The organism is Pseudomonas sp. LLC-1 (genome assembly GCF_002992185.1).
Taxonomy (GTDB): Bacteria; Pseudomonadota; Gammaproteobacteria; order Pseudomonadales; family Pseudomonadaceae; genus Aquipseudomonas; species Aquipseudomonas monteilii.
In genome coordinates, this window is the sequence record NZ_LUVY01000008.1 from 50,644 (window position 1) to 69,508 (window position 18,865).

The 18,865-nt window shown below is 63.8% G+C and carries 14 protein-coding genes; 9 read left to right on the forward strand and 5 right to left on the reverse strand.

Annotation, left to right across the window (positions count from 1 at the left end):
• Positions 1-26: 26 nt before the first annotated feature.
• The 3 genes from ngg to mnmC form a co-directional block, all read right to left on the reverse strand.
• Positions 27-1,772 (reverse strand): N-acetylglutaminylglutamine synthetase, encoded by a 1,746-nt coding sequence (gene ngg / locus A0O30_RS06735; protein ID WP_105945969.1) that lies wholly within the window; start codon positions 1,770-1,772, stop codon positions 27-29.
• A gap of 3 nt (positions 1,773-1,775) precedes the next feature.
• Positions 1,776-3,563, reverse strand: a complete 1,788-nt coding sequence (locus tag A0O30_RS06740; RefSeq protein WP_105945970.1) for an N-acetylglutaminylglutamine amidotransferase — start codon at positions 3,561-3,563, stop codon at positions 1,776-1,778.
• A gap of 113 nt (positions 3,564-3,676) precedes the next feature.
• Positions 3,677-5,641: a bifunctional tRNA (5-methylaminomethyl-2-thiouridine)(34)-methyltransferase MnmD/FAD-dependent 5-carboxymethylaminomethyl-2-thiouridine(34) oxidoreductase MnmC gene (gene mnmC, locus A0O30_RS06745; RefSeq protein WP_105945971.1), complete on the reverse strand. Its 1,965-nt coding sequence runs from the start codon at positions 5,639-5,641 to the stop codon at positions 3,677-3,679.
• Between the two features lie 113 nt (positions 5,642-5,754).
• Here mnmC and pap point away from each other — a divergent pair, with 113 nt between their 5' ends.
• Complete coding sequence (pap, locus tag A0O30_RS06750; RefSeq protein WP_060497562.1) at positions 5,755-7,248, forward strand: polyphosphate:AMP phosphotransferase; 1,494 nt, start codon at positions 5,755-5,757, stop codon at positions 7,246-7,248.
• 254 nt (positions 7,249-7,502) lie between these two features.
• On the forward strand, positions 7,503-8,465 hold the full coding sequence (locus A0O30_RS06755) for a DMT family transporter (protein ID WP_105945972.1): 963 nt from the start codon (positions 7,503-7,505) through the stop codon (positions 8,463-8,465).
• A 123-nt stretch (positions 8,466-8,588) separates the two neighbouring features.
• Here the strand turns inward: A0O30_RS06755 and A0O30_RS06760 are convergent, their stop codons facing one another.
• Positions 8,589-9,983 (reverse strand): class II fumarate hydratase, encoded by a 1,395-nt coding sequence (locus A0O30_RS06760; RefSeq protein WP_105945973.1) that lies wholly within the window; start codon positions 9,981-9,983, stop codon positions 8,589-8,591.
• Positions 9,984-10,137: 154 nt separating this feature from the next.
• Between A0O30_RS06760 and A0O30_RS06765 the strand changes: the two genes are divergently transcribed.
• From A0O30_RS06765 to A0O30_RS06795, 7 genes are all read left to right on the forward strand, one after another.
• Positions 10,138-10,662, forward strand: a complete 525-nt coding sequence (locus tag A0O30_RS06765) for a DUF2059 domain-containing protein (RefSeq protein WP_003252642.1) — start codon at positions 10,138-10,140, stop codon at positions 10,660-10,662.
• Positions 10,663-10,672: 10 nt separating this feature from the next.
• A complete protein-coding gene (locus A0O30_RS06770) occupies positions 10,673-10,969 on the forward strand; it encodes a BolA family transcriptional regulator (protein WP_105945974.1) in 297 nt (98 codons plus the stop codon).
• A 219-nt stretch (positions 10,970-11,188) separates the two neighbouring features.
• Entirely contained in the window at positions 11,189-12,121 is a 933-nt protein-coding gene (locus A0O30_RS06775; RefSeq protein WP_105945975.1) for a rhodanese-related sulfurtransferase, read from the forward strand.
• Between the two features lie 3 nt (positions 12,122-12,124).
• Entirely contained in the window at positions 12,125-12,757 is a 633-nt protein-coding gene (locus tag A0O30_RS06780) for a DsbA family protein (protein WP_016715012.1), read from the forward strand.
• Complete coding sequence (locus A0O30_RS06785; protein ID WP_105945976.1) at positions 12,750-14,582, forward strand: ABC transporter ATP-binding protein; 1,833 nt, start codon at positions 12,750-12,752, stop codon at positions 14,580-14,582. Before A0O30_RS06780 ends, A0O30_RS06785 begins: the two co-directional genes overlap by 8 nt.
• Positions 14,583-14,706: 124 nt before the next feature.
• Positions 14,707-17,163, forward strand: a complete 2,457-nt coding sequence (locus A0O30_RS06790) for an EAL domain-containing protein (protein ID WP_105945977.1) — start codon at positions 14,707-14,709, stop codon at positions 17,161-17,163.
• Between the two features lie 30 nt (positions 17,164-17,193).
• The gene (locus A0O30_RS06795; RefSeq protein ID WP_016715014.1) at positions 17,194-17,979 is read left to right on the forward strand and encodes a TenA family transcriptional regulator; all 786 of its coding nucleotides are present in this window, start codon (positions 17,194-17,196) and stop codon (positions 17,977-17,979) included.
• A gap of 125 nt (positions 17,980-18,104) precedes the next feature.
• Here the strand turns inward: A0O30_RS06795 and A0O30_RS06800 are convergent, their stop codons facing one another.
• A complete protein-coding gene (locus A0O30_RS06800; protein WP_020371284.1) occupies positions 18,105-18,845 on the reverse strand; it encodes a YciK family oxidoreductase in 741 nt (246 codons plus the stop codon).
• Positions 18,846-18,865: the final 20 nt, after the last annotated feature.

An 18,865-nucleotide genomic window follows, 5' to 3' on the forward strand; every position in this document is an offset into this window, starting at 1 on the left:
CTTGCCCGCGAAGAGGCCATTAGCAGTTACGCCAAAGGCCGGCTATGCGGGAACAGCAAGTCGATAAAGCGCTCGGCCGTAGGCTGCGGTTCATGGTTGGCCAGCCCGGCACGCTCGTTGGCCTCGATGATCACGTACTCCGGTTGCCCGGCATCGCGCACCATGAAGTCCAGCCCCACCACCGGTATCTCCAGTGCCCGCGCAGCGCGCACGGCAGCGTCGGCCAATATCGGGTGCAGGCGTTCGGTCACATCTTCCAGGGTGCCACCGGTGTGCAGGTTGGCGGTGCGCCGCACGGCCAGGCGCTGGTCGGTAGGTAATACGTCGTCATAGCCAAAGCCTGCCGCCCGTAACGTGCGCTCGGTTTCATCGTCCAGCGGAATGCGGCTTTCACCACCGGTCGCCGCCTGGCGACGGCGGCTCTGGGCATCGATCAACTGGCGGATGCTATGCCTGCCGTCGCCCAGTACCTGGGCCGGGTGGCGGATGGCAGCGGCCACCACTTCGTAGCCGATCACCACGATGCGCAGGTCGAGCCCGGCATGAAAGCTCTCCAGCAGCACGCGGCTGTCGAACTGGCGGGCGTGTGCCACGGCGCGGGTGATGTCGTCGATGCAGGTCAGGTTTACCGCCACGCCCTGGCCTTGCTCGCCATCCACCGGCTTGACCACCACTGCGCCATGCTCGTCGAGAAACGCCAGGTTGTCGTCAGCATTGCCCGCCAGCTGCTGCGCCGGCACCTGCAGCCCGGCGTTGTGCAGCGCGTGCCGGGTCAGGCGTTTGTCCTGGCACAGGGTCATGGTCACGGCGCTGGTCAGGTCACTGAGCGATTCGCGGCAGCGAATGCGCCGCCCGCCCAGGCTCAGGGTGAACAGGCCGCCAGCGGCGTCGTCTACCTGCACGTCGATGCCCCGGCGCAGGGCTTCGTCAACGATGATGCGGGCGTAGGGGTTCAGCTCGGCTTCAGGGCCCGGGCCCAAAAACAGCTGCTGATTGATGCCGTTCTTGCGCTTGACCGCGAAGGTGGGCAGGTTGCGAAAGCCCAGTTTCTGGTACAGGCGTTTGGCCTGGCGGTTGTCGTGCAGCACCGACAGGTCGAGGTAGGCCAGGCCCCGGCTCATGAAGTGCTCGATCAGGTGGCGCACCAGCACTTCACCCACGCCGGGGCGGGTGCACTGTGGGTCCACTGCCAGGCACCACAGGCTGCTGCCGTGCTCCGGGTCGTCGAAGGCCTTGGCGTGGTTCAGGCCCATGACGCTGCCGATCACCGCGCCGCTGTCTTCGTCTTCTGCCAGCCAGTAAACCGGGCCGCCCAGGTGACGGGGGGTGAGCAGTTCGGCGTCGACCGGCAACATGCCGCGCGCCTGGTAAAGGGTGTTGATGGCCTGCCAGTCGGCGGGGTTTTGCGCCCGGCGCACGCGGAAACCGCGGAACACCCGCTGCGCCGGGCGGTAGTCGGTGAACCACAGGCGCAGGGTGTCGGACGGGTCGAGAAACAGCTGCTGCGGCGCCTGGGCCAGCAACTGCTGTGGCGCGGCCACGTACAGGGCGATATCGCGTTCGCCGGGGCGTTCGTCCAGCAGGTCGTTCGCCAGGCTGACCGGGTTGGGGTAGGTGTGGCCGATCAGCAGCCGGCCCCAGCCACAATGCACGGCACGCGGCTGGTCGTGGGGCTGGCTGCCGTCGCCGGCCAGGCGCGCCTGCAGGCGCTCGTAGGACGGCGCCTGGCCGCGCAACAGGCGCTGACCGTAAGCGATTTCATGGGCTTTCATCGGTCAGATTCCTTGTTCGCTCAGCCACAGGTTAAGCGCCGCCAGTTGCCACAGCTTGGAGCCGCGCAGTGGTGTCAGCTGGCCATGCGGGTTGCTGAGCAGGCGGTCGAGCATGGCCGGGTTGAACAGCCCACGGTCCTGGCTGGGGTCGGTCAGCAGCTCGCGCACCCAACCCAGGGTGGCGCCTTCCAGGTGCTTGAGGCCCGGTACCGGGAAGTAGCCCTTCTTGCGGTCGATCACCTCATGCGGGATCACCCGTCGCGCTGCCTGCTTGAGCACCTGCTTGCCGCCATCGGGCAATTTGAAGCGCGCCGGAATGCGCGCCGACAATTCCACCAGGCGGTAGTCGAGGAACGGTGTGCGTGCCTCCAGGCCCCAGGCCATGGTCATGTTGTCCACGCGCTTGACCGGGTCGTCCACCAGCATCACGGTGCTGTCCAGGCGCAAGGCCTTGTCCACTGCATCCCGGGCACCGGGGCGGGCGAAGTGTTCGCGTACGAAGTCGCCGGCAGCGTCGGTTTCCAGCAGCCAGGGCGCCTGCATGGTGTCACGGTACTCGGCGTGGCTGCGGTCGAAGAACGCGTCGCGGTAGGCGGCATAGGCGTCGTCGGCGCCGTCCACCTGCGGGTACCAGTGGTAGCCGGCGAACAGCTCGTCCGCACCCTGGCCGCTTTGCACGCCCTTGCAATGCTTGGCCACTTCCTGTGACAGCAGGTAGAAGGCGATGCAGTCGTGGCTGACCATCGGCTCGCTCATGGCGCGGAACGCGGCCGGCAGCTGGTCGATGATCTCGTGTTCGGCAATGCGCAGCTGGTGGTGGCGTGTGCTGTAGTGTTTGGCGATCAGGTCGGAATACTGGAACTCGTCGCCACGCTCGCCGCCCGCATCTTCAAAGCCGATGGAGAACGTCGACAGCTCGTCCACGCCCACTTCGCGCAGCAGGCCGACCAGCAGGCTGGAGTCGACCCCGCCGGACAGCAGCACGCCTACATCTACCGCAGCACGCTGGCGGATGGCCACAGCGTCGCGTGTGGCGTCGAGCACGCGGGTGGTCCAGCCTTCCAGGTCCAGCTCGCGCTCGTCCGGGTTGGCGCCGTATTTCAGCTGCCACCAGGTTTGGCGTTCCACTTCGCCATGGCGGTCGATGCGCATCCAGGTGCCGGGCTCCAGCTTCTGCACATTGGCCAGCAAGGTGCGCGGTGCCGGTACCACGGCGTGGAAGTTCAGGTAATGGTTGAGCGCCACCGGGTCGAGCACCGGGTCGATGTCGCCACCCTTGAGCAGGGCCGGAAGGGTCGAGGCGAAGCGCAGGCGTTCGCCGTTGCGCGACAGGTACAGCGGTTTGACGCCCAGGCGGTCGCGGGCCAGGAACAGGCGCTGGTTGTCGCGCTCCCAGATGGCCAGCGCGAACATGCCGTTAAGCTTGGGCAGCAACGCCGCGCCCCAGGCGTGGTAACCCTTCAGCAGCACCTCGGTATCGCCGTCGGACCAGAAGGTATAACCCAGGTCCTGCAATTCCTGGCGCAGTTCGGGGAAGTTGTAGATGGCACCGTTGAAGGCCAGTGACAGGCCCAAGGTGTTGTCGACCATCGGCTGCGCCGAGCCGTCGGACAAGTCCATGATTTTCAGGCGCCGGTGGCCCAGGGCGATCGGACCCTGGCTATGGAAGCCCCAGGCATCCGGGCCACGCGGGGCCAGGTGATGGGTAATGCGCTCTACCGCAGCCAGGTCGGCTGGGCGAGGGGCTTGGTCGAGGGGGGTGAAACGTAACTCTCCTGCTAATCCGCACATAGGTCCTTACCGGTTTTTCCGTTGGGGAGGGGGTGCCCCGGATCAGGGCACCTTCAGGAACTGACCTGTGTGCTTTGTGAGAGTTTTAGAACAATCTGTTATATGTAACCCGGTCACTTTCCGCGGATCAGCTTACGCAGCGCAAACCGGTTCGGATGACAAGCCTCTGCAACAACCCGAGGCAACGGTAATGGCTCGCCACATATCCAGGCTGCCACCAGCTCGCCACTCAATGGCGCCGTGATCAACCCGCGTGAGCCATGCCCGCTGTTCACGTACAACCCGCTCAGCCAAGGGCAGGCCACATCCGGCACTTGCCGCGCATCGCGGGCCAGCACCGCATAGGCCTCGGCAAACCCTTGCGCATCAGCCACCGGCCCCACGATCGGCAGGTAATCCGGGCTGGTGCAGCGGAACGCCGCACGCCCCTGCAATTGCTCGGTGTCCAGCTCGGCCACACCCAAGCGCTGCGCCAGGTCGACGGAAATCTCGTCCAGCATTGCCAGGTTGCCCTGATGTTCGGCAACCGTCGGCGCCAGATCTTCGCTGTGGAAGTTGAAGCTTGCGCCCAAGGTATGCTCATCCTCGCGGGGTGGCGCTACATAGCCCTCTGCGCATACCACGGTGCTGAGCATGCGGCTGCTGGCGGTGGCCGGCAGCCGGGTAATCTGCCCGCGAATGCGCTTGAGCGGCAATTGTGCACAAGGCTCGAAACGCCGAACGTCGGCGGCACCGGCCAGGATCACCACAGGCGCACTGGCCAGCAGGCGCTCACCCGCCCAGGCTTGCCACTGGCCATCCACCTTGCGCAGCTCAAGCACTTCCTGGTGTGTCACCAGTTGAATCCCCGGGTGCTGCAACTGCTGCTGGCACAGGGCCGGCGGGTGCACCCAACCGCCTTCGGGGTAGAACAGGCCGCCGGCCGGCAGGGCCACACCGGCAATGGCTTCGGCCTCGGTGCGCGCCAGTGTGTGCAGCAAGGCGTGGTCGAAAGCGGCAGCCAGCTTGCCCTGGCGTTCGGCCTCTTTGCTGTCGAAGGCCAGTTGCAGCACCCCGCAGGCATCCCAGTCACGGCCACGCTGCAAGCGCTCGAGCTGGCGACGGGTGTAGCCGAAGCCGGACAGGATCATTTGCGACAGCGCGGTGCCATGCGCAGACAGCTTGAGGTACAGCACTCCCTGCGGGTTGCCCGAGGCTTCCCGGGCCGGCGCATCGTGGCGTTCCAGCACGGTCACCTGCCAGCCACGTCGGGCCAGGCTGGCCGCGGTTGTGCTGCCAGCGAGCCCGGCTCCGATCACGAGCGCTTCACGTGGCCCTGGAATGGCGGGCGGGCGCGCATACCAAGGCGCATTGGGGCCGGGCCGGGGGCCGACGTAAGCGCCGCTCATCACTTCCCACTTCTTGCCGATGCCCGGCACCTTCTTCATGGCGAAGCCGGCTTCGACCAGGCTGCGGCGCACCCAACCCGTGGTAGTGAAGGTGCCCAGCACGGTGCCGGCGTGCGACAGCCGCGCCAGTTGCGCAAACAGCTCCGGGGTCCACATGTCGGGGTTCTTCGCCGGGGCGAAACCATCGAGGAACCACACATCGATCTGCGCATCGAGCTGCGGCAGCTGTTCCAGTACATCACCGACCAGCAGCGTCAGGGTGACCCTGCCCTCGGCGAAGGTGAATTGCTGGAAGCCCTGGTGCACCGCCACGTACTGCTCCAGTAGCGGTTCGGTGTAGGCGGCAAGCTCAGGCCACAGGTGTACTGCGCGGGCCATGTCAGCCAGGCTGAGTGGGTATTTTTCGACGCTGACGAAGTGCAGGCGCGCGTTGCTGTGGGCATGCTCTTCAAAAAGCTGCCAGGCGCAGAAAAAGTTCATGCCAGTGCCAAAGCCGGTTTCGCCGATCACCAGGCAGGCGTGCGGGGCCAGGCTGGCAAAACGCTCGGCCAGGCGGGTCTGGCCGAGGAACACATGCTTGGTTTCTTCGATGCCTTCGTTGACCGCGAAATAAACGTCGTCGTATTGCCGCGAGTGGGGGCGGCCCTGGTCGTCCCAGTCGATCTGGGCGTGCTGGAAGAGGGTGGACATGGTTGGCTCGGTTGCAGCAGATGGGCGGGATTTTATGCCATCTGATGATTTTGCGCAGGCACAGGCGGCCCACAAATCCGCTAGTCTTGCTTATCCATTGAAGGAGCCAGTGCATGTTCGAATCCGCCGAAATCGGCCACAGCATCGACAAGGAGGCTTACGACGCCGAGGTACCCGCTTTACGCGAGGCCCTGCTCGAAGCCCAGTACGAACTCAAACAGCAGGCGCGCTTCCCGGTGATCGTGCTGATCAACGGCATCGAAGGTGCCGGCAAGGGTGAGACGGTAAAACTGCTCAACGAGTGGATGGACCCGCGCATGATCGATGTGCTCACCTTCGACCAGCAGACCGACGAAGAGCTGGCTCGCCCGCCGGCCTGGCGCTATTGGCGGGCCTTGCCCCCCAAGGGGCGGATGGGCGTGTTCTTCGGCAACTGGTACAGCCAGATGCTGCAGGGGCGGGTGCACGGGGTATTCAAGGATGCCGTGCTCGACCAGGCCATCATGGGCGCCGAGCGCCTGGAGCAGATGCTGTGCGATGAAGGTGCGCTGATCATCAAGTTCTGGTTCCACCTGTCCAAGAAGCAGATGAAGGCGCGGCTGAAATCACTCAAGGACGACCCGCTGCACAGCTGGAAGATCAGCCCACTGGACTGGCAGCAGTCCGAAACCTACGACCGTTTCGTGCGCTTTGGCGAGCGCGTGCTGCGCCGCACCAGCCGCGACTACGCGCCGTGGCATATCATCGAGGGCGTCGACCCGAACTACCGTAGCCTGGCGGTAGGGCGCATCCTGCTGGAAAGCCTGCAAGCCGCGCTGGCCAACAACCCCAAGGGCAAGCACCAGGGCAACGTCGCCCCGCTGGGCCGTAGCATCGACCAGCGCAGCCTGCTCGGTGCCCTGGACATGACCGTGCGGCTGGACAAATCCGACTACCAGGAACAGCTGGTCACCGAACAGGCCCGCCTGGCCGGCCTGCTGCGCGACAAGCACATGCGCAGGCACGCGTTGGTGGCGGTGTTCGAAGGCAACGACGCCGCCGGCAAGGGCGGCGCCATCCGCCGAGTGGCAGCGGCGCTGGACCCACGGCAGTACCGTATCGTGCCGATTGCCGCACCCACCGAAGAAGAACGCGCGCAGCCTTACCTGTGGCGGTTCTGGCGGCATATTCCGGCACGCGGCAAGTTCACCATTTTCGACCGGTCCTGGTATGGCCGGGTGCTGGTCGAGCGGGTGGAGGGCTTCTGCAGCCCGGCCGACTGGATGCGCGCCTACAGCGAGATCAACGACTTTGAAGAGCAGTTGGTGAATGCCGGCGTGGTGGTGGTCAAATTCTGGCTGGCGATTGATCAGCAGACCCAGCTGGAGCGCTTCGAAGAGCGTGAGCAGATCCCGTTCAAGCGTTACAAGATTACCGAGGACGACTGGCGCAACCGCGACAAGTGGGACGACTACGTCCAGGCCGTAGGCGACATGGTCGACCGCACCAGCAGCGAGATCGCGCCGTGGACGTTGGTGGAGGCCAACGACAAGCGCTGGGCGCGGGTGAAGGTGTTGCGCACCATCAACCAGGCGCTTGAGGCGGCGTTTGCCAAGGACAAGAAATAGCTGAAGTTCTCAGCTGCCTGGACTGGCCTCTTCGCGGGCTCGCCCGCTCCCACAGGATTACCACAAAGCTGGATGTTGTGGAGTCCCTGTGGGAGCGGGCGTGCCCGCGAAGAGGCCGGTACAGGCACCTCACCTGCCAAGCCATGCCCCGGAAGAATGACCTGATGAATTATTTTCTCGGCATCCGCCCACGCCTCAGTCCTTCAACCCCGTAGAATTCAATCACCCCCACCACGGGCTTGATCGAGGACTTTATGCGTACCACTTCCGGCCGCTGGGGCTATGGCCTGTTCCTGGCACTTCTGACGGCGCTGCTCTGGGGTATTTTGCCGATCAAGCTCAAGCAGGTGCTGCAAGTGGTCGACCCGGTCACCGTCACCTGGTACCGCCTGCTGGTTTCCGGTGGCTTGCTGTTCGCCTGGCTGGCAGCTCAGCGGCGCTTGCCGTCGTTCAGCAAACTGGCGCCCAAGGGCAAAGGCTTGGTAGTGGTCGCCGTACTTGGCTTGATGGGCAACTACGTGCTGTACCTGATCGGCCTCAACCTGCTTAGCCCGGGTACTGCGCAGCTGGTGGTGCAGATCGGCCCTGTGTTGTTGCTGGTGGCCAGCGTGTTCGTGTTCCGCGAGCGCTTCAGCCTGGGGCAGGGCGTGGGCTTGCTGATTCTGCTGGCGGGTTTTGGGTTGTTCTTCAACCAGCGCCTGGAAGAGCTTCTGACTTCGTTGGGCACCTACACCACCGGCGTGCTGACCATCTTGCTGGCCACCAGCATCTGGGTGTTCTACGCACTGAGCCAGAAGCAGTTGCTGACCGTGTGGCATTCGCAGCAGGTGATGATGGTGATTTATCTCAGTTGCGCCGCCCTGCTGACGCCTTGGGTGCACCCGCTGGAGGCGTTGCAACTGACCCCGGTGCAGGGTTGGTTGCTGCTGGCCTGCTGCCTGAACACGCTGGTGGCCTATGGCGCGTTTGCCGAAGCGCTGGCGCATTGGGAGGCATCACGGGTAAGTGCCACGCTGGCGCTGACGCCGCTGGTGACCTTTGTTGCGGTGGCTGTGGCGGCCTTGGTGTGGCCTGAGTATGTGCAGGCTGAGGACATCAATGCCCTGGGGTATGTGGGGGCGGTGACGGTGGTGTTCGGCTCGGCGCTGGTGGCGCTGGGGCCGTCGCTGGTGGCCGGGTGGCGGGCCCGCAAGGCTCGGTTGGCTCAGGCTCATTGATCGTCTGTACTGGCCCTATCGCCGGCAAGCCAGCTCCCACAGGATCACCACAGGCCTGAATATTGTGGGGTACCTGTGGGAGCTGGCTTGCCGGCGATAGGGCCAGTACAGGCAATAAAGAACTTAGCCCTTGCCACCCGGTGCCAGCATGTTCTCCGGCCTTACCCATTGGTCGAACTGCTCATTGGTCAGGTACTTCAACTCCAATGCAGCCTCACGCAAGGTCTTGCCCTCGCTATAAGCCTTCTTGGCAATCTCCGCCGCCTTGTCATAGCCAATATGCGGGTTAAGTGCCGTCACCAGCATCAACCCGCGCTCCAGGTGCGTAGCCATCTGCCCGGCATCCGGCTCGATACCCGCCACGCAGTGCTCCTGGAAGTTGCGACAGCCATCGGCCAGCAACTCGATCGACTGCAACAGGTTATGGATGATCACCGGCTTGAACACGTTCAACTGCAAGTGCCCCTGGCTGGCGGCAAAGCCGATGGCCGCGTCGTTGCCCAGTACCTGGCAGGCCAGCATCGACAGCGCCTCGCACTGGGTAGGGTTGACCTTGCCCGGCATGATCGAGCTGCCGGGTTCGTTGGCTGGCAGGCGCACTTCGGCCAGCCCGGCACGCGGGCCGGAGCCGAGCAGGCGCAGGTCGTTGGCAATTTTCATCAGGGCCACGGCCAGGGTCTTCAACGCGCCCGCCAGGCTGGTCAGCGGTTCGTGGCCGGCGAGGGCGGCAAACTTGTTTGGCGCGGTGACGAACGGCAGGCCGGATTCCGCCGCCAGCTCGGCAGCGATGGCCTCGGCAAAGCCATGCGGGGCGTTAAGGCCGGTACCCACGGCGGTGCCGCCCTGGGCCAGCTCGCAGACTGCTGGCAGGGTGGCGCGGATGGCACGCTGGGCGTAATCGAGCTGGGCGACGAAGGCGGAAACCTCCTGGCCGAAGGTGATCGGCGTGGCGTCCATCATGTGCGTACGGCCGGTCTTCACCAGCTTTTGGTGGCGCGCCGACAACTCGGCCAGGCCCGACGACAGTTCGATGATGGCCGGCAGCAGTTTTTCATGCACTGCCTGGGCTGCAGCAATGTGCATGGCGGTGGGGAAGCAGTCGTTGGAGCTTTGCGAGCGGTTGACGTGGTCGTTGGGGTGCACCGGCGCCTTGCCGCCACGGCCCTTGCCGGCCAGTTCGTTGGCGCGCCCGGCAATCACTTCGTTGACGTTCATGTTGCTCTGGGTGCCGCTGCCGGTCTGCCAGACGACCAACGGAAACTGATCGTCATGCTGGCCGTCCAGCACCTCGTCGGCGGCCTGTTCGATCAGCCGGGCGATGTCGGCCGGCAGGTCGCCATTGCGGTCGTTGACGCGTGCAGCGGCCTTCTTGATCAGCGCCAGGGCGTGCAGCACCGCGAGGGGCATGCGTTCCTTGCCAATGGCGAAGTTGATCAGCGAACGCTGGGTTTGCGCACCCCAGTAGGCGTCCTCCGGAACTTCGACCGGGCCCAGGCTGTCTGTCTCGATACGGCTCATTCTGTACTCACTCCTGTGTAGTTCGAATTCGCAGTTTAGGCCCTGAATCGACAGAGCGGTTCCGTCGCTCGTCGTGCCACTTGAGCACATCGCCACCACGGCGCAGAATGCTCTACTCTGAGGTACCCGCCTCCCTCTCTTTGAAGGAAATGCAATGACCCGTCTCCGTGTCCTTTGTGCCGCCGTTGCCCTGGTTTGCGCCAGCGGCCAGGTGCTCGCTGCCACCGCCAGCCATAACGCTGCTGCCGAGAAGTTCCTGACCCTGGCCAACGCCGACAAGCTGGGCACCCCGGTGTACATGCAAGTGCAGCAGATGTTCGCCCAGCGCTTCGCCCAGACCAAGGCCCCGGCCGCCAAGCAGCCGGTGCTGGAAAGCTACCAGGCCAAGGCCAACGCCGCACTGGACAACGCCATCGGCTGGAACAAGCTGAAGCCGAAGATGGTCGACCTGTACACCCAGACGTTCACCGAGCAGGAACTGAAAGACCTGGTCAAGTTCTACGAATCGCCGCTGGGCAAGAAAGTGCTGCGTGAAATGCCCAAGGTCACCCAGCAGTCGGCCCAGCTGACCCAGCAGAGCCTGGAACCCGCAGTACCGGTGGTAAACAAGCTGCTGGAAGACATGACCAAAGAGCTGGACCCGAACGCTGGCAAGGCCGCCGCTCCGGCTAAGAAGTGAGTACGCCGCAATGACCATGCAGCAGCGCATTGAACAGCAACTGGCGGCCCTGGTGCCGGAACACCTGCAAGTGCTCAACGAAAGCCACATGCACAGTCGTGGTCAGGAGACCCACTACAAGGCAGTGATCGTCAGCGAGCAGTTTGCCGGGTTGAACAGTGTCAAGCGCCACCAGAAGGTATACGCCACCATGGGTGAGCTGATGGGCGAAATTCACGCCCTGGCCATCCACACCTACACCGCCGAAGAGTGGGCCAAGGTCGGCGTTGCACCGGCCTCGCCGGTGTGTGCGGGCGGCGGGCACTGAAACCTTTCTGTTGTTCTGGTAGAATCCGCTTCATCCCAAAGGGGGCTGCTGTGCAGCCCATCGCCGGCAAGCCAGCTCCCACAGGTAGAGCACCCTTCTTGAAAACGGTGCAGTACCTGTGGGAGCTGGCTTGCCGGCGATGGGGCGCGCAGCGGCCCCTTGTTTATTGTGTAACCCGGTCCGCCCCTTACGAGGGCAACCACCTGGAGATCTTGCTTCATGTCCCAAGCCATCGTCGTCGCGGCGCTGTACAAGTTCGTCACCCTGGAAGACTACGTCGAGCTGCGTGAGCCGCTGCTCAAGGCCATGCTCGACAACAACGTCAAAGGCACCCTGCTGCTGGCCCACGAGGGCATCAACGGCACCGTGTCGGCCACCCGCGAAGGCATCGATGGCCTGCTGGCCTGGCTGCGCAACGACCCGCGTCTGGTCGATGTCGACCACAAAGAGTCGTACTGCGACGAACAGCCGTTCTACCGCACCAAGGTCAAGCTCAAGAAAGAAATCGTCACCCTCGGCGTGCCAGGCGTAGACCCCAACCAGGCGGTCGGCACCTATGTCGAGCCCAAGGACTGGAACGCCCTGATCAGCGACCCGGAAGTGCTGCTGATCGACACCCGCAACGACTACGAAGTGGCCATTGGTACCTTCAAAGGCGCCATCGACCCCAAGACCGAGACCTTCCGCGAGTTCCCGGAGTACATCAAGGCCAACTTCGACCCGAGCAAGCACAAGAAGGTCGCCATGTTCTGCACCGGCGGCATCCGTTGCGAAAAAGCCTCCAGCTACATGCTCGGTGAAGGCTATGAGGCGGTCTATCATCTTAAGGGCGGCATCCTGAAATACTTCGAGGAAGTGCCTCAGGAAGAAAGCCTGTGGGACGGCGACTGCTTCGTCTTCGACAACCGCGTCACGGTGCGCCATGACCTGAGCGAAGGCGAGTACGACCAGTGCCACGCCTGCCGCCACCCGATCAATGCAGAGGAACGCGCGTCCGAGCACTATTCGCCAGGGGTCAGCTGCCCGCATTGCTGGGACACCTTGAGCGAAAAGACCCGGCGCAGTGCCATCGACCGGCAGAAGCAGATCGAGCTGGCCAAGGCCCGCAACCTGCCGCACCCGATCGGTTACAACTACAAAGCCGAGGCTTGATGCATGTCTGCACGCCTGATCTATGTGATGGACCCGATGTGCTCCTGGTGCTGGGGTTTCGCGCCAGTAGCGGCGGCCCTGATCGCCCAGGCGCGTGAGGCCGGTATCGCCACCCGTCTGGTGGTGGGCGGGCTGCGCACCGGTGGCAGTGCGTTGGACAGCTCTACCCGCAAGTACATCCTCGAACACTGGCAGGCGGTGGCCGATGCCACCGGCCAGCCGTTCCGCTTCGAGGGGGCCATGCCCGACGGCTTCGTCTACGACACCGAACCGGCCTGCCGTGCCCTGGTCACAGCCCGCGAGCTGGACGCCGAGCGCGTCTGGCCGCTGCTGGCGCTGATTCAGCGTTCGTTCTACGAGCAGGGCGTGGATGTGACCACCGCGCCGCAGTTGGTCGAACTGGCCGAACAGGCAGGCTTCGACCGTGCCGTGTTCGCCGAAACCTTCGCCCGTGCCGACACCCGTGCGGCCACTGCGGCCGACTTCAGCTGGGCCCAGGACCTGGGTATCGCCGGTTTCCCGACCTTGCTGGCCGAGCGCAACGGCCAACTGGCCCTGCTGACCAACGGCTACCAGCCGCTGGAGCGCCTGCAACCCTTGCTCGGCCGTTGGCTGCAGCAGGCCGCCTGTGCTTGATGTGCCTGGGTCACCCGACCCGGTACCGGGCAAGCCATACACTGCGGCCGATCGGCTGAGCTGGGCGGAAATCCGCCGCCTGGCCCTGCACCACAAGCAAAACCTCTGGTCCGCCAACCTCATCGCTGTGCTGGCGGCGTGTTGCAGCGTGCCCATTCCGCTGCTGCTGCCGTTGCTGGTGGATGAAGTGCTGTTGGGCCACGGCGATGCCGCGCTGAAGTGGATGAACCACCTGCTGCCGTCCAGCTGGCAGGTGGCAGCCGGCTACATCGGCCTGATGCTGGTGCTCACCCTGTGCCTGCGCCTGGCGGCGCTGGCGTTCAACGTGATCCAGGCCAAGCTGTTTGCCGGCCTGGCGAAAGACATCGTCTACCGCCTGCGAATTCGCCTTATAGAGCGGCTCAAGCGCATTTCGCTGAAGGAATACGAAAGCCTGGGCAGCGGCACGGTAACCACTCACCTGGTCACCGACCTGGACACCCTCGACAAGTTCGTGGGCGAAACCCTCAGCCGTTTCCTGGTGGCCATGTTGACGTTGACCGGCACGGCGGCGATCCTGATCTGGATGCACTGGCAGCTGGCGTTGCTGATCTTGCTGTTCAACCCGCTGGTGATCTACTTCACCGTGCAGCTGGGCAAGCGCGTCAAACACCTGAAAAAGCTCGAAAACGACAGCACCGCGCGTTTTACCCAGGCGCTGGCGGAAACGCTCGATGCCATTCAGGAAATCCGTGCCGGCAACCGCCAGGGCTACTTCCTGGGCCGCCTTGGCCTGCGTGCCCGCGAAGTGCGCGACTACGCCGTGGATTCGCAGTGGAAAAGCGATGCCAGTGGCCGTGCCAGTGGCCTGCTGTTCCAGTTCGGCATCGACATTTTCCGGGCAGCAGCCATGCTCACCGTGCTGTTCTCCGACCTGTCGATCGGCCAGATGCTGGCGGTGTTCAGCTACCTGTGGTTCATGATCGGCCCGGTGGAACAGCTGCTCAACCTGCAATACGCCTACTACGCCGCTGGCGGTGCGCTGAGCCGCCTCAACGAGCTGCTGGCGCGTGCTGACGAGCCGCAATACCCGGCCGCCTGCGACCCGTTCGCCGGGCGCGACACGGTGGGCATCGAGGTGCGCGACTTGCGTTTTGCCTATGCCGACGAGCCAGTGCTGGATAACCTGGACCTGTCCATCGCCCCGGGTGAAAAGGTGGCAATTGTCGGTGCCAGTGGCGGCGGCAAAAGCACCTTGGTGCAGCTGTTGCTGGGCCTTTATAGCGCCCAGGCCGGTACCATCCGCTTTGGCGGTGCCAGCCTGCAGGAAATCGGCCTGGAAACCCTGCGTGAAAACGTGGCGGTGGTGTTGCAGCACCCGTCACTGTTCAACGACACCGTGCGCGCCAACCTGACCATGGGCCGCGACTGCAGCGACGACGCTTGCTGGCAAGCGCTGCGTATCGCTCAGCTGGATGCCACCATTGCGGCCTTGCCGCAGGGCCTGGACAGTGTGGTGGGGCGCTCTGGCGTGCGCTTGTCCGGCGGCCAGCGTCAGCGCCTGGCCATCGCCCGCATGGTGTTGGCCGAGCCCAAGGTGGTGATTCTCGACGAGGCCACCTCGGCGCTGGATGCGGCCACCGAGTACAACCTGCATCAGGCATTGGCGCGCTTCCTCAGCGGCCGTACCACGCTGATCATCGCCCACCGCCTGTCGGCGGTGAAACAGGCCGACCGGGTGCTGGTATTCGATGGTGGGCATGTCGCCGAAGATGGCGACCACCAGCAGCTGATTGCCGAAGGTGGGTTGTATGCCAAGCTTTATGGGCACCTGCAGCAGAGCTGACGTTCAAACTGTACAAATCCCCCGATTCCCTGTCATAAAAATCCCCTCCACAACGATGGCAAATGGCCTACGCTGTGCTTGTCTGGGTTGATTTGCGCCTTATCTGCTCTGTGACAGGGAATCCATGAAGGGACATCGCACTCTAGAAGCGCCTAAGTTGCTCGGCATCACCTGGCCCTTCATCGCCGTTGTGGTCTTCCAGGTGGCGCTGGGCAGCCTCAGCCTTTATACGCTGTCGGCCGTGCGCGCCTATGTCGCGGGCGAAAGCCTGTGGTCCAAGGCGCAGAAAGACGCCATCTACTACCTTAACCTGTACGCCGAAACCCGCGACGACAGCACCTATCAGCGCTATCGCCAAGCCATTACCGTGCCGCAGGGTGACCACCAGTTGCGCGAGGTGCTCGACCAGCCCAACCCTGATCTGGATGCCGCTCGCCGGGCGGTGCTGCAGGGCGGCAACCACCCCGACGATGTCGAGCGGATCATCTGGTTCTACCGCAATTTCCGCAACATCAGCTATATGCAGACAGCCATCGACTACTGGGACATCGGCGACGATTACCTGGCCAAGCTCGATGTGCTGGCTGGCGAGATGCGCCAGAGCTTTGCCACTGGCTCTGTAGACGCCCAGGCAGTGAGTGCCTGGAAAGCCCGTATCGTCACCATCAACGAGGGTGTCACACCCGCCGCCAAGGCGTTCAGTGATGCGCTGGGTGAAGGCTCGCGGATGCTGTTGCGGGTGTTGCTGATCACCAACCTGCTGACGGCCATGTTCCTGATTACCATCGCCTGGCGCCGCTCCAGCAAGCTGCTGGCCCAGCGCCAAGCCTTCGCCAGTGCGCTGCAGGAGGAAAAGGAGCGGGCACAGATCACCCTTCAGGCCATTGGTGATGCGGTGATCACCACCGATGTGGAGGGCAGCATCGGCTACATGAACCCGGCCGCCGAGCAACTGACCCACTGGCAGTCTGGTCAAGCCCAGGGCCTGCCGTTGTCAGCGCTGTTCAGCCTGGTGGATGAGCAGGCTGAAGAAGATGGCAGCAGCCTGGTCGAGCAGGTGCTTAGCGGTAGCCTCAAAGGCGGCGCGGAGCACGCCCGGCTGATTCAGCGCCTGGATGGCAGTACCGTGTCGATCAATCTGGTAGGTTCGCCCATCGTCAGCGATGGCCAGGTCAGCGGCATCGTACTGGTACTGCATGACATGACCCAGGAACGCCAGTACATCGCCAACCTGTCCTGGCAGGCCACTCACGATGCCCTGACCGGCCTGGCCAACCGCCGCGAGTTCGAGTATCGCCTGGAGCAGGCGCTCAATGGCCTGGCGCGCCAGGCTGGGCGGCATTCGCTGATGTTCCTTGACCTCGACCAGTTCAAGCTGGTGAACGACACCTGCGGCCACGCCGCCGGTGACGAGCTGCTGCGGCACATCTGCGCCGTGCTGCAATCCGGCCTGCGTGAAGGCGATACCCTGGCGCGGCTGGGGGGTGACGAATTTGGCGTGCTGCTGGAAAACTGCCCGCCCGACCAGGCCGAGCGCATTGCCGAACAGTTACGCCAGATGGTGCAGAGCCTGCATTTCGTGTGGAAGGGGCGGCCGTTCGTCACCACGGTCAGTGTTGGCCTGGTGCACATGGCCCAGGCCCCCGGTACCCTCGAAACCTCGCTGCGCGCTGCCGACATGGCCTGCTACATGGCCAAGGAAAAGGGGCGCAACCGCGTGCAGGTGTACCACGCCGATGACAGCGAGCTGTCCATGCGCTTTGGTGAAATGGCCTGGATCCAGCGTTTGCATGTGGCCCTGGAAGAAAACCGCTTCTGCCTGTACGCCCAGGAAATTGCCCCGCTGAAAACGTTCGAAGGCCCGGGCCATATCGAAATCCTGCTGCGCCTGCACGACGAAAGTGGCCGTACCATTCTGCCCAGCAGCTTCATTCCGGCAGCCGAGCGCTATGGCCTGATGACCGCGCTGGACCGCTGGGTGGTGCGCAATGTGTTCCAGGTCATCCGCCAATGCCTGGACGAAGGGCGTGAAGGGCCGCTGTCGATCTGCGCGATCAACCTGTCAGGGTCGAGCATCGGCGATGACAAGTTTCTCGAGTACCTGCAGCGGCTGTTTGTCGAATACGCCATCCCGCCGCGGATGATCTGTTTCGAAATCACCGAAACCAGCGCCATTGCCAACCTGGGTAGCGCCATCCGCTTCATCAACGAGTTGAAGGGGCTGGGCTGCCGCTTCTCGCTCGATGATTTTTGCGCTGGCATGTCTTCGTTCGCCTACCTCAAGCATTTGCCCGTGGATTTCCTGAAAATTGACGGCAGTTTCGTCAAGGACATGCTCGACGACCCGGTCAACCGGGCCATGGTCGAGGTCATCAACCATATCGGCCATGTCATGGGGAAACGCACCATCGCCGAGTTCGTCGAAACACCCTTGATCGAGCAGGCCCTACAGGAAATAGGCGTGGATTACGCCCAGGGTTACCTGATCGAACGCCCGCAGGTGTTCACCTGTGACAGTCTGCAGCGCCAACGGATCGCCGCCCGGCCTCTGTTGCAGCGCGCACCTGGCACGTTTCGCTAGCTAGAAATCACAAGGATCAAGGAGCTGAAAGTGATTGATGCATTCGTTCGTATCGGGCCTTTGATGGACCCCGCCAGCTACCCCCAGTGGGCCCAGCAACTGATTGAAGACTGTCGCGAAAGCAAGCGCCGGGTGGTCGAGCATGAGTTCTATGCGCGCCTGCGCGATGGCCAGCTCAAGCAGTCGACCATTCGCCAGTACCTGATCGGTGGCTGGCCGGTGGTGGAGCAGTTTTCGCTGTACATGGCCCACAACCTGACCAAGACCCGTTATGGGCGGCACCAGGGCGAAGACATGGCGCGGCGCTGGTTGATGCGCAATATCCGGGTTGAGCTGAACCACGCCGACTACTGGGTGAACTGGTGTCAGGCGCATGGCGTACACCTGCATGAGTTGCAGGCCCAGGAAGTGCCGCCCGAGCTGAACGGCTTGAACGACTGGTGCTGGCGTGTGTGTGCTACCGAGAACCTGGCCATTTCCATGGCAGCGACCAACTACGCCATCGAGGGGGCTACCGGGGAGTGGTCGGCGGTGGTGTGCTCGACCGACACTTATGCACTGGGTTTCCCGGAGGACCAGCGCAAGCGGGCGATGAAGTGGCTGAAGATGCATGCCCAGTATGACGACGCGCACCCGTGGGAGGCGCTGGAGATCATCTGTACGCTGGCGGGCGAGAACCCGACGCTGGGGCTGCGCACCGAGCTGCGCAGGGCGATTTGCAAGAGTTACGACTGCATGTTCCTGTTTTTGGAGCGGTGCATGCAGCTGGAAGGGCGCCAGCAGGGCCGCCTGCGCCCGGCGTTGGCAGCGGGCTGATCTGCTCTCCTGTACCGGCCCTATCGCCGGCAAGCCAGCTCCCACAGAGACCCCGCAGTGCCTGAGCCTGTGGTAATCCTGTGGAAGCTGGCTTGCCGGCGATAGGGCCGGGTCAGGCTAAAAACCTACTGGGCGTTGAACGCCTGCCCATTTACTCCGGTGCTGTCCGGCCCCATCAGGTACAGGTACACCGGCATGATCTCTTCGGGCAGCGGGTTGTTCTGCGGGTTCTCGCTGGGGTAGGCCTGGGCGCGCATCGCCGTGCGCGTGGCGCCCGGGTTGATGCTGTTGGAGCGCACCGGCGCCACGCCTTCCAGCTCGTCGGCCAGGGTCTGCATCAGGCCCTCGGTGGCAAACTTCGAAACGCCATAAGCGCCCCAGTAGGCACGGCCTTTACGCCCGACGCTGCTGCTGGTGAACACCACCGAGGCGTCTTGCGACAGTTTCAATAGCGGCAGCAGGGTGCTGGTGAGCATGAAGGTGGCATCGACGTTGATGTGCATCACGCGCATGAAGTTGTCGCCCGACAACTGCTCCAGCGGCGTGCGCGGGCCAATGATCGAGGCATTGTTCAGCAGGCCGTCCAGGCGGCCGAACTGATCCTCGATCATCACCGCCAGTTCGTCGTACTGGTGGGGCAGGGCGGTTTCCAGGTTGAACGGGATGACCACCGGTTGCGGATGCCCGGCGGCTTCGATCTGGTCGTAGACCTCGTTCAGGTTGGCCTCGGTCTTGCCCAGCAGCAGCACGGTGGCGCCCAGCGCGGCGTAGGCCTTGGCGGCAGCGGCACCGATGCCGCGGCCGGCACCGGTAACCAGGATGACCCGGCCTTGCAGCAGGTCGGGGCGGGCGGTGTAGTCGAACATGGTAGGTCCTTCGTGTTCGT